The 14,036-nt window shown below is 72.5% G+C and carries 12 protein-coding genes; 1 reads left to right on the top strand and 11 read right to left on the bottom strand.

The window, feature by feature from the left end; all coding sequences use genetic code 11:
• Window positions 1-248 precede the first annotated feature (248 nt).
• The 7 genes from OOZ19_RS08455 to OOZ19_RS08485 all read right to left on the bottom strand — a co-directional run bounded on the left by OOZ19_RS08455 (window position 249) and on the right by OOZ19_RS08485 (window position 9,497).
• Window positions 249-911, bottom strand: coding sequence for a sulfotransferase family protein (locus tag OOZ19_RS08455; protein ID WP_266089473.1), 663 nt, complete (start codon window positions 909-911; stop codon window positions 249-251).
• 62 nt (window positions 912-973) lie between these two features.
• Window positions 974-2,260 carry a sulfate adenylyltransferase subunit 1 gene (locus OOZ19_RS08460; RefSeq protein ID WP_266089474.1) on the bottom strand — a complete coding sequence of 429 codons (1,287 nt, stop codon included), beginning with the start codon at window positions 2,258-2,260 and terminating at the stop codon, window positions 974-976.
• A complete protein-coding gene (gene cysD / locus OOZ19_RS08465; protein ID WP_266089475.1) occupies window positions 2,260-3,171 on the bottom strand; it encodes a sulfate adenylyltransferase subunit CysD in 912 nt (303 codons plus the stop codon). Before cysD ends, OOZ19_RS08460 begins: the two co-directional genes overlap by 1 nt.
• On the bottom strand, window positions 3,171-3,947 hold the full coding sequence (locus OOZ19_RS08470) for a 3'(2'),5'-bisphosphate nucleotidase CysQ (RefSeq protein WP_266089476.1): 777 nt from the start codon (window positions 3,945-3,947) through the stop codon (window positions 3,171-3,173). The genes cysD and OOZ19_RS08470 overlap by 1 nt, the downstream gene beginning before the upstream one ends.
• Window positions 3,944-4,837 (bottom strand): sulfite exporter TauE/SafE family protein, encoded by an 894-nt coding sequence (locus tag OOZ19_RS08475; protein WP_266089477.1) that lies wholly within the window; start codon window positions 4,835-4,837, stop codon window positions 3,944-3,946. Before OOZ19_RS08475 ends, OOZ19_RS08470 begins: the two co-directional genes overlap by 4 nt.
• A complete protein-coding gene (gene cysC / locus OOZ19_RS08480; RefSeq protein WP_266089478.1) occupies window positions 4,822-6,312 on the bottom strand; it encodes an adenylyl-sulfate kinase in 1,491 nt (496 codons plus the stop codon). Before cysC ends, OOZ19_RS08475 begins: the two co-directional genes overlap by 16 nt.
• 164 nt (window positions 6,313-6,476) lie before the next feature.
• Complete coding sequence (locus tag OOZ19_RS08485; protein ID WP_266089479.1) at window positions 6,477-9,497, bottom strand: alpha-L-rhamnosidase; 3,021 nt, start codon at window positions 9,495-9,497, stop codon at window positions 6,477-6,479.
• Window positions 9,498-9,798: 301 nt separating this feature from the next.
• Here OOZ19_RS08485 and OOZ19_RS08490 point away from each other — a divergent pair, with 301 nt between their 5' ends.
• Window positions 9,799-11,259, top strand: coding sequence for an MFS transporter (locus tag OOZ19_RS08490; RefSeq protein WP_266089480.1), 1,461 nt, complete (start codon window positions 9,799-9,801; stop codon window positions 11,257-11,259).
• A 216-nt stretch (window positions 11,260-11,475) separates the two neighbouring features.
• Here the strand turns inward: OOZ19_RS08490 and OOZ19_RS08495 are convergent, their stop codons facing one another.
• From OOZ19_RS08495 to OOZ19_RS08510, 4 genes are read right to left on the bottom strand one after another with little or no spacing between them, the layout of a single operon-like run.
• Window positions 11,476-11,733, bottom strand: a complete 258-nt coding sequence (locus OOZ19_RS08495) for a hypothetical protein (RefSeq protein ID WP_266089481.1) — start codon at window positions 11,731-11,733, stop codon at window positions 11,476-11,478.
• Window positions 11,730-11,951 (bottom strand): non-oxidative hydroxyarylic acid decarboxylases subunit D, encoded by a 222-nt coding sequence (locus tag OOZ19_RS08500; RefSeq protein WP_184479184.1) that lies wholly within the window; start codon window positions 11,949-11,951, stop codon window positions 11,730-11,732. The genes OOZ19_RS08495 and OOZ19_RS08500 overlap by 4 nt, the downstream gene beginning before the upstream one ends.
• A gap of 30 nt (window positions 11,952-11,981) precedes the next feature.
• On the bottom strand, window positions 11,982-13,406 hold the full coding sequence (locus tag OOZ19_RS08505; RefSeq protein WP_266089482.1) for a non-oxidative hydroxyarylic acid decarboxylases subunit C: 1,425 nt from the start codon (window positions 13,404-13,406) through the stop codon (window positions 11,982-11,984).
• 9 nt (window positions 13,407-13,415) lie between these two features.
• Entirely contained in the window at window positions 13,416-14,003 is a 588-nt protein-coding gene (locus tag OOZ19_RS08510; protein ID WP_266089483.1) for a non-oxidative hydroxyarylic acid decarboxylases subunit B, read from the bottom strand.
• Window positions 14,004-14,036 lie beyond the last annotated feature (33 nt).

Here is a 14,036-nt window from a genome sequence, read left to right on the forward strand (position 1 = left end):
CGGAATTTCGGTGACCTGCTGAAGAACCGGCCGCGCGGGGGCACGGGCGCGAGTGCCGTCGTCCCGGTCTTCTCAGCGGCGAAGCCGCTGAGCGGTGACCAGCTGAGCACGACGACCACCGGCGGGTCCTCAGCGGCCCTCTCGTGCGGAGGACGATTCCTCGTGGCGGAGGAAGCGATCCCGCGGCGGGAGGACCGCTGAGGTTCCGCTGTCCGGCCCCTGCGCGAACCGGTTCGAGCGAAGCCTTCTCAGGCGGTCGTGAACGGAGAGGGGAATTTGCCCTCGGATTGCACCTTTTCCGCGAGGTCGCGGATCGAGGCGCTGTCGTTGATGTGCGGGAAGTCCTCCGCGGGCACGTCGACGCCGAAGAAGTCGCACAGCGGCTCCCAGCCCTGGCCGACCTGGTATTCCAGCAGCCGGTCGGCGGGCACGGCGGCGCGGACCTCGGCGTTGTGCCGTTCGAAGACCTCGATGGCGTGGGCGCGGTCCTCGAACCGGCCGCCGAAGGCGCCGTTCCAGATCATCCGCTCGATGGTGGGGCGCAGCTTCGTGGTGAACGCGTCGTCGGCGTCGCCGGGCGGGTCCTGCACGAACTGGTAGATCGTGTTGTAGGTGCTGTCGTACCAGCGCTCCGGGTCGCGCGTGGTCAGCAGGACCTTGGCGTCGGGGTAGGCCGCCATCAGCTCCCGCCAGAACGTGCAGCCCGGCCAGTCCACAGTGGACTCGTAGCCGCCGAGAACCTGGTCCCAGTCGACCGGGCCGTCCAGGGCGCGGGCCCAGTCCTGCATCCGCTCGGGTTCCGCGATGACCTCGAACATGTGGTAGCACGGCCCGAAGCCGAGGTGCTCCAGCGCCGATTTGATCGACGCCGTCCCGGTGCGGCCGAACCCGGCCCCGATGATCTTCACCATGGTGTTGCTCCTTGTTGTGCTCGCCCGAGCGGTCGGGCCTTCCCGCTGTCCCAGTGCGGACGTCAGCGCGCTTCGATGATCATCACCGCGCCGACGGTGGCATGCGTGGACTCGTCGATCAGCAACCCCCCACCGGTGAGCCGGTTGCGCTCGTAGGGGTCGCAGAACACCGGCTGCGCCAGCCGCAGCCCCACCTCGCCGATGTCGTTGAGCCCGAGCTCCCGCGCCGGATCGCGCCGCAGCGTGGTGACGTCGACCTGGTGGCGCACCTCGGTGACCAGGGCCTTGACGGTTCGCGTGGTGTGCTTGAGCAGCAGCCGCGCACCCGGCCGCAGCGCGGACTTCGCGCTCATCCAGCACACCCGCACCGACAGCTCCGTCGCCGCGGCGGGCGCGGCGTCCGGCGCGCACAGCAGATCACCGCGGCCCACGTCGATCTCGTCGGCCAGCCGCACCGACACCGACTGCGGCGCCCGCGCCTCCGCGAGCGCGCCGTCCGCGGTGTCCAGCGAAGTCACCCTGGTGCGCAAGCCGGAGGGCAGGTGCAGCACCTCGGCGCCCTCGCGCACCCGGCCACCGCTGATCTGGCCCGCGTAGCCCCGGTAGTCCTGGCCCTGCGCGCGGATCACGTACTGCACCGGCAGCCGGAAGTCGCCCGCCGACCGGTCCTCGTCGATGTGCACCTGCTCCAGGTGCTCCAGCAGCGCCGGGCCGTCGTACCACGGCATCTCCGCGGACCGGTGCACCACGTTGTCGCCGCGCAGCGCCGAGATCGGGATGGCCGCGACGTCGCGCAGCTCCAGCTCGTCGGTGAAGCGGGCGAACTCCGCGGTGATCTCCTCGAACGCGCCCTGGCCGTAGCCGACGAGGTCCATCTTGTTCACCGCCAGCACCAGCCGCGGCACCCGCAGCAGCCCGGCCAGCACCGCGTGGCGGCGGCTCTGCTCGGTGAGCCCGTTGCGGGCGTCGACGAGCACGATCGCCAGGTCCGCGGTGGACGCCCCGGTGACCATGTTCCGGGTGTACTGGGCGTGGCCCGGGGTGTCGGCGATGATGAACGCCCGGTGCGCGGTCTCGAAGTAGCGGTGCGCCACGTCGATGGTGATGCCCTGCTCGCGTTCCGCGCGCAGCCCATCGGTGACCATCGCCAGGTCGAGCACCTCGTCGCCGCGTTCCTTGCCCGCCAGCTCCAGCATCTCCAGCTGGTCGGCCAGCAGCGAGCGGGAGTCGTGCAGCAGCCTGCCGATCAAGGTGCTCTTGCCGTCGTCGACGGCACCGGCGGTGGCGAACCGCAGCAGGCTGTCGGCGGGCGCGAAGACCTGCTGCTCGGCGTCGGTGGACAGGCTCATCAGAAGTATCCCTCTCGCTTGCGGTCCTCCATCGACGCGGCGCTCGCGCGGTCGTCGGCGCGGGTCTGGCCCCGCTCGGTGACCTTCGTGGCGGCGATCTCGGCGATCACCTCGGCGACCGTGGCCGCCGTGGAGGGCACCGCGCCGGTGCAGGTCATGTCGCCGATGGTGCGGAACCGCACGGACTTCTCGACCAGCGGCTCATCCGGGTCGCGATGCACGAACGGGTTGTCGGCGAGGTACATGCCGTCGCGTTCGAAGACCTTGCGCCGGTGGGCGAAGTACAGGCCGGGCAGCTCCACCCCGTCCTGGTCGATGTAGGTCCAGATGTCGCGCTCGGTCCAGTTCGACAGCGGGAAGGCGCGCACGTTCTCGCCCTGCGAGATCAGCCCGTTGTAGAGGTTCCACAGCTCGGGGCGCTGGTTGCGCGGATCCCACTGGCCGAAGGCGTCCCGGAACGACAGCATCCGCTCCTTCGCCCGCGCCCGTTCCTCGTCGCGGCGGGCTCCGCCGAACAGCGCGTCGAACCGGTGCTCGCCGATGGCGTCGAGCAGCGTCACCGTCTGCGCCCGGTTGCGGCTCGCGCCGCGGCCTTCCTGCTCCACGACGCGCCCGGCGTCGATGGAGTCCTGCACGGAGGCCACGACCAGGCGCACGCCGAGCTCCGCGGCCCGGCGATCCCGGAAGTCGAGCACCTCGTCGAAGTTGTGGCCCGTGTCGACGTGCAGCACCGGGAACGGGATCGGCGCGGGCCAGAACGCCTTCTCGGCCAACCGAAGCAGCACGGCGGAGTCCTTGCCGCCGGAGAACAGCAGCGTGGGCCGGTCGAACTCGGCCGCGACCTCGCGAATCAGGTGCAGTGCCTCGGATTCGAGGATGTCCAAGCGGGACAGTGCGGGTTCGGCGGGCATCACGAGCTCCCCTCGGGACGTGTCGCGGCCGAGCGGGACAACGCCGTCAGCAGCGGCTCGGCCAGTTCCGGACGGCACACCAGCAGGTCCGGCAACCACGGGTCGGGCCGGTCGTAGACGAGCGGGGAACCGTCGAGGCGGCTGGTGTGCAGCCCGGCGGCGCGCGCGACGCCGATGGGGGCGGCGCTGTCCCACTCGTACTGGCCGCCCGCGTGCACGTAGGCGTCGACGTCGCCGAGGACGACCGCGGCGATCTTCGCGCCAGCCGAGCCCATCGGCACCTGTTGCGCACCGATGGCGGCGGCGACCTCGCCGACGAACTCCGGCGGGCGGCTGCGGCTCACCGCGATGCGCGGGGCGCCGGCCCGCTGCTCGGGCGGGTTCGGCGGTGCACCGGTGTCGAGCACCAGCCCTCTGGCGGGCAGCGCGACGGCGGAGGCGAGCACGTCGTGGCCTGCGGCGAGCGCCACGTGCACGGCCCAGTCGGTGCGGCCGGGTTCGGAGAACTCCCTGGTGCCGTCGAGCGGATCCACGATCCACACCCGGCCCGCGGGTTCCCGCGCGGGCCCGGCCTCGCCGTGCTCGGAGAGCACCGCGTCGTCCGGGCGCTGCGCGGCGAGAGCGTTCACCAGCAACTCGTGCGCGGCGGCATCGCCCTCGTCGCCGAGGGTCTTGCCGTCCACTTCGGACCGTCTGCGCTCGCGGAGCTCCAGGAGGCACTGACCCGCCTCGTTCGCCAGCCGCGCGGCGAGTTCGTGATCATCGTCCGCCTTCACCCGGTTCCTCCTTCTGCGCCGGCGTCGATTCGGTCTCCCGCCGGGGCCGGCGCCCGATCGCGGGAGAACTTCTCGGACGTCGTGATCGCCGCGGCCAACGCGACCACCGTCCCCAATGCGGCGGCCAGGGCCGCCCCCAGTCCGAGCAGCATCGAGCCGGTGACCGCGAGCATCCCGCCCAGCAGCACCCGCACCGGCCGGTCCGGGATCCGCGCCGACAGCAGCGCTCCGGCGAGCACGCCCGGCAGCGACCCGGCCAGCAACGACCCCACGAGTCCGAAGTGGACCTCGCCGTGCAGCAGGTGTCCCAGCGCCGCGACCAGCACCAGCGGGACCGCCTGGACCAGGTCGGTGCCGACCAGTCGAGCCGAGTTCATCGCCCGGTCGAGCAGCAGCAGGCACACGATGACGATCGAACCGGAGCCGACCGAGGTGGTGCCGACGATGAATCCCGCGACCGCGCCCAGCAGCACCGTGGGCACCGGCCGCACCCGCTGCTCGCCGCTCGCGCTCCGGCCGCGGTCCAGGTACATCCGGACCACCAGCGTCGCCGCGGCCAGCAGCACCGCCACCGCGCTGACCGCCTTGAGCACCGTCCCGGTGCCCGCGCCCAGCGACCCCGCCAGCACCGAGCCGATCGCCGCGCACGGCAGCGAACCGACGCACAGCAGCCCCACCGTCGGCAGGTGCACGGTGCGGCGGCGCAGGTGCACCGCGGCGCCCACCGGTTTCATCACGGCGCTCGCGACCAGGTCGGTGGACACCGCGGCCAGCGGTGGCACTCCGAACACCAGCGTCAGCAGCGGCATGGTGAGTGCTCCGCCGCCCATCCCGGTCAGCCCGACCAGCAACCCGGTCAGCAGACCGGTCAGGGTCACTCCCAGGTCCACGACCCCACCCAGCCCCGCTCCCGCAGCAGCGCCACGACCCGGCCGACGGCTTCGTCCTGGGACAGTCCGGAGGTGTCGAGCACCAGGTCGGCGTCGGCGGGCGCCTCGTAGGGCGCCGACACCCCGGTGAACTCGGGCAGCGCACCGGCGCGGGCCTTGCGGTACAGGCCCTTGCGGTCGCGGCGTTCGCACTCGCCGAGCGGGGTCGCCACGTACACCAGCACGAACCCGCCGCATTCGGCGACCATCCGGCGCACCGCTTCCCGGTCGTCCTCGTAGGGCGCGATGGGCGCGCAGATCGCGGCACCGCCGTGGCGGGTCACCTCGGAGGCCACGAACCCGATCCGCCGCACGTTGCGGCTGCGGTCGGCGGCGGAGAACCCGAGGCCCTCGCACAGGGTGCGGCGCACGACGTCCCCGTCGAGCAGCGTCACCGCCCGGTGGTCGTGCTGGCTGAGCTCGTCGCGCAGCGCGCGGGCCAGGGTGGACTTGCCAGCGCCGGACAGCCCGGTGAACAGCACGGTGAAGCCGCGCTGATCCAGCGGCGGGTGCAGCCGCCGCTGCTGCTCGGCGATCTCCGGGGTGGTGAACCAGGACGGCAGCGGGGTGCCGTCGTCCAGGTGGGCGCGCAGTTCGCCGGTGCTCAGGCCGCCGCTCCCGCCGCCGGGCCGGACCTGCGCGGCGCGGGTCCAGCGGTCCCCGGAGTCGCGGAGCATCTCGGGCGGTTCGACCGCGGTGATCGGGGATCCGTCCACGTGCTGCTCGGTGATCAGGTGGGTCGCGCCGTAGGCGGTGGCGACCTGGGCGGCCAGCGCCGCGTCGCTGGACGGGTCGGCGCGGCGCGCCAGCGGGACCGGGACGATCGTGGTGCCCGTCGGGAGCTGCGGGCGGGCGGCGAGCAGGGCCTGCACCAGGATCTCCGGCCGCGGCCCCGTCATCCGCGGGAGCAGCAGCACGTGCGCGTCGAGCTCGGCGGCGAGTTCGCGGACCTGCGCGAGTTCCCGGTGGTGCAACGGTGCGTCCGCCACCAGTCCGAGCACCGGGCCCGCGGGCAGTCCCGCGCGGACCTCTGCCGCTGGTGGGCGCATCCGGCGCAGCGCTCCGCCGGGGGACGCAGCGGGCCGCAGCGGACCGGCGACGTGGCAGGTGGTGCCGTCCGACCAGGGGGCGATGTTGCGCAGCACCGCGACCGGCGCGCCTTCGGCGTCGCGCAGTTCGATCTCGTCGGCGGCGGCGACCTCGGCCGGGACCGGCAGCGTGATCGGCGCGGGCCACGGCGTCCCGTCGCTCAACCGCCGCCGGGTGCGCACCGATTCGGTCTCGGCCGCGTCCAGAAAACCCTCCAACGGCGGAAAAGCACCGTCGAGCAGCAGTTCCACATCGGACAGCTCAGCGGGTTCGGGGACCCAGCCCAGGACCATCACGTCCTCGGCGAGGTCGTCCGAACATTCAGGCTCCGCTCTGTTCGCGCTCACACGCACCTCTGTCCGCTGTTCGGGGCCGACTGGATCCATACCGTGGCCGAGACGACCGTGCGGGAGAACCCCGGTGACCATTTCTCGCCAGATCGCGTTATTCCCACCACGGCCGGATCAATTCCACCGCAACTGCGCGTGAATTCCGGCATTGCTCGCGAACTTCACCGATCCTCCTCGGCATCCGCGCGCGGCAGCGTCGAGCGGAACGTGCGCACCCCCGGTCCCACCTCGAAGATCCCGCGGCCGTCCCGGATCCGGCTCGCCCCGGCGATCCGGCCGGGCACGTGCACCTGCGCCGTGGTGTTCGGCGGAATCCGCACGGTGAGGGTGAATTCCCGGCCGTCGCGCCCCCAACGGGACTCGACGCGACCGGCCGGAGTGGTGTAGTGGCCCTCGACCCAGCGCAGATCGCCCACGACCTTCGGCCGAATGCGCAGCGCCCGGAACCCGGCGGAACCCGCCACCTGGGCGATCCCGGCGAGTCCGGTGTGGAACCACTCGTCGAGCTGTGTGAGGATCATGTGGTTGAGCGAGTTCCGCATGTCCCACTGCTCCGGAATCGTCGTGAGCCCGCCCGGATTCGCCGCCGTGTCCCGCAAGAACGCCCCGTAGCTCGGCGCGACGTCCCGCCGGGACACCTCCCACAGCACGTCGTCGCGGTCGGCGTCGCGCAGCGCCCGCACGACCGGGCCGAGCCCGAGGTGCCCCGCGCGCAGGTGCGGACCGTCCGGTGTGCGGATCCGTTCGACCAGCGCCGCCAGCACCCGCTCGCGTTCGGCCGAAGGAACGATTCCGGCATCCAGCGGCATCGCCTGCGCCGCTTGCGTCGCGCCCGCCTCGGTGCCGTCCCCGCTGTAGCGGCCGAGCTCCGGGAGGTAGAACCGTCGGTGGAACGCCGCGGCGATCTCGTCGGCGAGCTCGTCGAACTCCCGGTAATCCGCGTGATTCCCCAGAATTCGCGCCATCTCGGCCAGCGATCGGGCCGTGGCGTGGTATCCCCACGTCCCGGTCAGTTCACCGGAGGTCTCCTCCGCCGCGACCCAGTCGCCCAGCTCCCCCGTCACCAGGTTCCCGTGCGCCTTGCGGCGCCGCAGGTAGTCGAGGAAGGCGGTCATGTTCGGGTAGTGGTCCGCCATCGTGCGCGTGTCGCCGTAGATGCGGTGCAGCAGCCACGGCACCAGCACGATCGCGTTGCCCCAGTTGACCTCGTCGCCGAACGCGCCCCGGTAGCCCCAGTCGTAGACGGGTGCCTTCAGCGCCACGTTGCCGACGTCCGGGCCGCGTCCCGCCTGCCCTTCGGCGAGGTGGCGCTGCATCGTCGGCAGGTACGCGGCGAGGTCGAAGTGCCGGGACAGCACGCCCATCGGATGCGTGTAGTCGGCGCCGTAGGCCAGCTTCTCCCGCCCCGGGCAGTCGGTGAGCACCGACATCAGGTTGGACGCCACCGAGAAGTGCGCCATCCGGTGCAGCCGGTCGAGGCGTTCGTCGGAGGTGCGGACCGCTCCGGCGCGCGGCGCGTCCGCCCGCAGCTGCAGCCCGAGCACCTCGGGGCGCACCGGAGCCGTGACCTCGACGAACCTCATCGCGAAGTACTGGAACGACGGGCGCCACCGCTCCCCGCGCGGCAGCCCGCACGCCGTGTAGGTGTGCAGCACGTCGGTGCCGCGCTGATCGTTGCGGATCGAGGTCTGGTCCACGGTGCCGTCCGGGTGCAGCGACTCGCCGGGCCGCAGCGTCACGACCGTGCCCGGCGGCACCGGCGGCAGCCGCAGCTGCGGCCAGCCCGCGATGTTCTGCCCGAGGTCGAACACCCAGCGCCGCGCCGACACCTCGCGCACCGCGACCGGCCGCCACTCGCGGACGACGCGGACCGGCGGCGCCTGGCGCCACACGAGTTCCGTGGTGCCGTTCGGCGGGGTGGTGCGGACCGCGTCGACCCAGCCGGTGCGCGTGCCGTCGCGGCGGAGCGCGGACGCGGAGTGGTCGGCGCCGGGGAGGTCCCAGCCGGGCTGTTCGCGGCGGGCGTCGTGGTCGGTGCCGGAGAACCAGTTGTCGGTCACCACCGGGCCGAGCGCGACGCGCCAGTCCGGCCCGCTGACCACCGTGCGGCTCCCGTCCGAGCCGGTGATCTCCAACCGGGCGAGCAGCCGGGGCGAGACCGCCGCGCCCGCGGTCGGCTCCCATTCCGCGACCGGGTCGCCGGAGCCCACCACCGGGGCGCCCGCCGGATGCCCGTGCTCCAGCGGCGAGGTGATGATCAGTCCGCGGGCGTCGACGGTCGCGATCTGCCTGCTCTCCCAGCACTGCCGGGTGCCGACGGTGACCGACCCGCCGACGTGGTGCGCCTCGGGTTCGGCCACCCGGATCCGGTCGGCTCCCGGCTGCACGGGCACCAGCAGCGTCCCGGTGGCGGGTTCCTCGCTGGTCCACCACGAGTAGGCGTCGCGCGCACCGCCGTTGGTGCCGCGCCGGTGCACGTGCGCGGTGCCGTGGCCGAGCGCGACGCCCAGGGTGTTCTCGCCGTCGTGCAGCAGCTCCGTCACGTCGTGCACCCGGTGTTCGGCGGAGCGCTGGTAGTTCGAGTTGCCCGGCGCCAGCACCTCGTCGGTGACGGGTCGCCCGTTGAGGGTGACGACGTGGACGCCGAGCCCGCACACGTGCAGCCGCGCCCGGCTCACCGGTGCCCGCGCGGTGAACGACCGCGCGAAGATCGGCAGCGGATCGCCGGGTTCCCGCTCGGGGTGGGCGATCCAGCTGGCCTCCGCCCAGTCGCACCGGGTGAGCAGGCCCAGCTCCCAGCAGGACCACTCGCTCCACGTCGACCAGTGGTCGTGCTCGTCGCGGACCCGCACCCGCCAGCGAAGTCGTTGCCGGGCCGCCGGTTCCGGCCCGGCGTAGCGGACCTGGGCGAGGTCGGACTCGACGATCCCGGTGTCCCACCAGGCCGAACCGCCCGGATCGGTGACCACCACGTGGTAGGCGGTCTGCGCACCGCCGGGCTCATCGTCCTCGGGCGCGAAGGACCAGCTGAGCACCGGCGCGAGGTCGTCAACTCCGAGCAGCGGCCCGGCCCGGCCGTCGATGCGCGGGTTCTCCGGGCGGATTCCGGTCATCGGCCACTCCAGCACATCGCCCCAGCGGTCATCGCCCTGTGTTCTACGCACCACCCCGGTCGCCGTCAATCGTCCACAGTGGAACTCTTCCTCCGCGGCTCGCCAGGCGGGACGGGTGGCGGAACCTCAGTCGTCTTCTCGCTGCGGGGTCGATTTCCCCAGTGGCTCCATCGCTGTCCTCGCGAGAAGCCGACTGAGAACCCGCGGCGGGTCCTTCTGCTCTGGTGGCCGCTGCTCAGCGGCTTCGCCGCCGGCAGGACGAAGATCGAACGCGCTGGCCGTGACGGGTGCCGCGCGGGGTGCCGCCGCCTATTCTCGGTGGGTCGGCGGCCCGCCGAGAAGGTTCCAGTCCGCTCCCGGAGAGGACCGCATGAGCGCCCCGGACCCCACCGCCTCCATCCCGCTGGCCAGCCGCGCCGGTCGGTGGATCATCGTCGGCACCATCCTCGGCTCCGGAGTGGCGTTCCTGGACGGCTCGGTGGTGAACGTGGCGCTGCCCGCCATCGGGCGCGACACCGGCGGCGGGTTCGCCGTCCTGCAATGGGTGCTCGACGCCTACCTGCTCACGCTGAGCTCGCTGCTGCTGCTCGGCGGCGCGCTCGGGGACCGCTACGGCCGCCGCCGGGTGTTCCAGGCCGGGCTGGTCGTGTTCACCGCCGCCTCCCTCGGGTGCGGGCTCGCGCCCAGCGGGGAGGCGCTGATCGTGGCGCGGCTGGCGCAGGGCGTCGGCGGCGCGCTGCTGGTCCCCGGCAGCCTCGCGCTGATCAACTCCACCATCGCCGCCGCCGACCGGGGCCGCGCCGTGGGCACCTGGGCCGGGCTGACCGGGGTGTCCTCCGCGCTCGGGCCGTTCGTCGGGGGCTGGCTGGTCGACGCGGTGTCCTGGCGCTGGGTGTTCTTCATCAACGTGCCGCTGGCCGCGGTCGCCCTGTTCGTCACCGCCAAGCACGTGCCGGAGACGCGCAGCGGCCACGCGGGCACCCCTGACCTGGCCGGGGCGGGCAGCGTGACGATCGGCCTCGCCGGCGCGATCTACGCGCTCATCGAGCTGCCCGCGCACGGCTGGAACCCGCTCACCGCGATCGCGCTGGCCGCCGGCATCGCCGGGCTCGTGGCGTTCCCGATCATCGAACTGCGCACCCGCGACCCGATCCTGCCGCTGAACCTGTTCTCCTCGCGGCAGTTCACCGGCGCGAACCTCACCACGTTCACCGTGTACGCCGCGCTCAGCGGCGCGCTGTTCCTGCTGTCGCTGCAACTGCAGCAGACGCTGGGCTACTCGGCGCTGCGCGCCGGGGTGGCCACGCTGCCGATCACCGTGATCATGCTGCTGATCTCGGGCCGGATGGGCGCGCTGGCCCAGCGCGCCGGACCGCGGCTGCCGATGACGATCGGCCCCTTCTGCTGCGCCGCGGGGCTGGCGCTGATGACGCTGGCGGTGCCGGGCTCCAGCTACCTCACCGGTGTGCTGCCCGGTGTCGTCGTGTTCGGCCTCGGACTGTCGATCACCGTCGCGCCGCTCACCTCCGCCGTGCTGGCCTCCGTCGAGCAGGACCGCGCCGGGGTGGCCTCCGGGGTGAACAACGCGATCTCCCGGCTGGCCGGGCTGGTCGCGGTGGCGGTGCTGCCGCTGGTGGCCGGGATGACCGAACCCGGCGGCACCGTCGGCGACGGCTTCGGGCTCGCGATGCTCATCTCAGCGGCGGTGTGCGCGCTGGGCGGCGTGCTGGCCTGGTGCACCGTCGGCACGCGGCGCGTCGAGGTGGAGCCGATGCCCCTCCCCGGCCTCAACCACGCGTGCCAAGACCCCTGCACCCGCGAACGCGCTTGAGCACTTGTCTTGATCTTGCGGCTCCAGGTGAGCAGCGTTCTCGGCCGGTGTCCTGCCGGCTGCGAAGCCGCTGCGCAGTGACCACCTCCGCAACCGGCACCGCCGCGGGTTCTCAGCGGCCTCCTCGCGAGGACGGCGATGTCGCCGCGCATCGGAGATCGCAGCGAGAAGGCCGCCGAGAACCCGCCACGCAGCACAAGATCAAGGGCAGGCGGTTCACAGCACCCGGTCGAAGGTCCACTGGTGCGCCGGGCGGGCCGCGAGGTGCGCGGGAGGTTCCGGCAGATCCGGCGGTCCGGCGCCGGCGAAGTGGGCGATGAGCACCACTCGCTCCTGCTCCGAGCCGTACAGCGCCACGTCGCGACACCCGGCCGCGCGCACGGCGGGCACGGCGTGCGCGCGCGACCAGTCGAGCAACCGGTGCTGCTCCCCCGGTGCGGCCCGTACTTCCCACATCAGCGCGACCTCGTTCATGAGCGCAGCGGCGGGATCGCGGGCATCTCGGAGGCGGCGTCGATGTCGCGCTGCGTCATGCGGAACGCCTCCGGGTACGACTCCCGCTCGGTGCGGCGGGCCGGTTCGGTGCTGCGCCAGAAGTAGCGGCACCGCTCGCAGCGCCACACCTCCCACACACCCTCGACCGGCGACACGGCCTGCCTGGTCAGGTCCTCAGCAGCACAACGCGGGCACATCGGGCACTCCTCTTCCTCGGGGACGTCGCATCACTCGTGGCGCAGCAGGGTCCGCAGCTTCTCCACCCACCGGCCGGTCTCGGGCAGGTCCCGGACGGGCTGGCCGTAGTGCCCGCGCACGTCCGGGGAGACCGGCGTGGTCGCGTCGATCACGAGCTTGTTGCTGATGCCGGAGGGCTGTGAACCCGGATCGAGCTCCACCACCGACATGTTCGGCAGGTTCACCAGGTCGCTCGCCGGGTTCACCTTCGTCGACAGCGCCCACATCACCTGCGGCAGGTCGAACGGGTCCACGTCCTCGTCGACGACGATCACGACCTTCGTGTAGCCGAGCCCGTGCGGGGTCGTCATCGCCCGCAACCCCACCGCGCGGGCGAATCCGCCGTAGCGCTTCTTCGTCGACACGATCGCGAGCAGCCCGTGGGTGTACATCGCGTTGACCGCCTGCACCTCGGGGAAGTCCGCGCGCAACTGCTGGTACAGCGGCACGCAGGTCGCCGGGCCGATCAAGTAGTCGATCTCGGTCCACGGCTTGCCCAGGTAGAGCGACTCGAAGATCGGGCCGGTGCGGAACGAGATGCGGTCGATGCGCACCACCGGCATGTTCCGGCCACCGGAGTAGTGCCCGGTGAACTCGCCGAACGGACCCTCGATCTCCCGCCTGCGCCCCACGACGACGCCTTCCAGCAGGACCTCGCAGCCCCACGGCACGTCGAACCCGGTCAACGGCCCGGTCGCGATGGGCGCCGGCGCGCCGCGCAAGGCGCCCGCCATCTCGTACTCGGACTGCTCGTAGCCCAGCGGGGTGCCGCCGACGACGGTGAGGATCGGGTCGTTGCCGAGCGCGATGGCCACCGGCAGGTCCTCGCCGCGCTCCTCGGCCTTGCCCAGGTGCAGCGCGATGTCGTGCATCGGCACCGGTTGCAGGCCGAGCTCGTTGCGGCCGGTGACCTCCATCCGGTACACGCCGACGTTCTGCTTGGCGAAGCTCTCCGGGTCGTCCGGGTCGCGCGAGACCACGGCGGCCTTGTCCAGGTAGAAGCCGCCGTCGCCGTCGTTGAGCCGGAACAGCGGCAGCACCTCGAACAGGTCCACCTCAGCGCCTTCGCGCGAGTTCGCCAGGAACGGCGGGTCCTGCCGGCGTTGCGGCGCCACCGGGAAGTCCTCCCAGCGCCGGATGAACTCCTGGACCTGCTCGCGGGTCGAGGTCGTCGGCGGCAGCCCCATCGCGATCGCGTGGTTCGCCCAGGAACCGTGCGCGTTGAGCGCGATGCGCGCGTCGGTGAACCCGGTGACGTCGTCGAAGTACAGCGCGGGCGCCCCTTCACCGAGCCGCGAGACCGCGTTGGCCGCCGCGCCGAGATCGGGCTCGGGGTCGACCTGCTCGGAGATCCGCAGCAGCTGCCCCTGCTCGTCGAGGGCGTCCAAATAGGACCGCAAGTCGTCGTGGGCCACTTCTCCTCCTCAGGGTCGGTCGCTCCGGCGGGCTTCGGCGAGCCCGTTCCAGCGGCGGGCGCCGGGCATGGGCAGCTCGAACTGGTCGAGCACCCGCGCCACGACGTGGTCGAGCACGTCGCTCACGGATTCCGGGTGGTCGTAGAAGGCCGGCATCGGCGGCACCAGGACCGCTCCCATCCGGGAGAGCGCGAGCATGTTCTCCAGGTGGATCTCGCTCAGCGGCGTCTCCCTGGGCACCAGGACGAGCTTGCGCCGCTCCTTGAGCACCACGTCGGCCGCGCGCCCGACGAGCCCGTCGGCGTAGCCGATCCGGATGCCGGCGAGGGTCTTCATGCTGCACGGCACGATCACCATGCCGTCGGTGCGGAACGAGCCGGACGAGATCGACGCGCCCTGGTCGCCGGGTCCGTGCACCACGTCGGCGAGCTCGCCGACTTCGCGCGCGGTGCGACCGGTCTCCAGCTCGATCGTCGTGCGCGCCCAGCGGCTCAGCACCAGGTGCGTCTCCACGTCGGGCTGCTCGCGCAGGGCTCGCAGCAGGCGTACCCCGAGCGGCGCGCCGGTGGCCCCGGTCATCCCGATGATCAGCCGCACGCCACTCCCTCCAATCGTTCGTGTGCGAACGTT

The organism is Saccharopolyspora sp. NFXS83, from assembly GCF_026241095.1.
GTDB lineage: Bacteria > Actinomycetota > Actinomycetes > Mycobacteriales > Pseudonocardiaceae > Saccharopolyspora_C.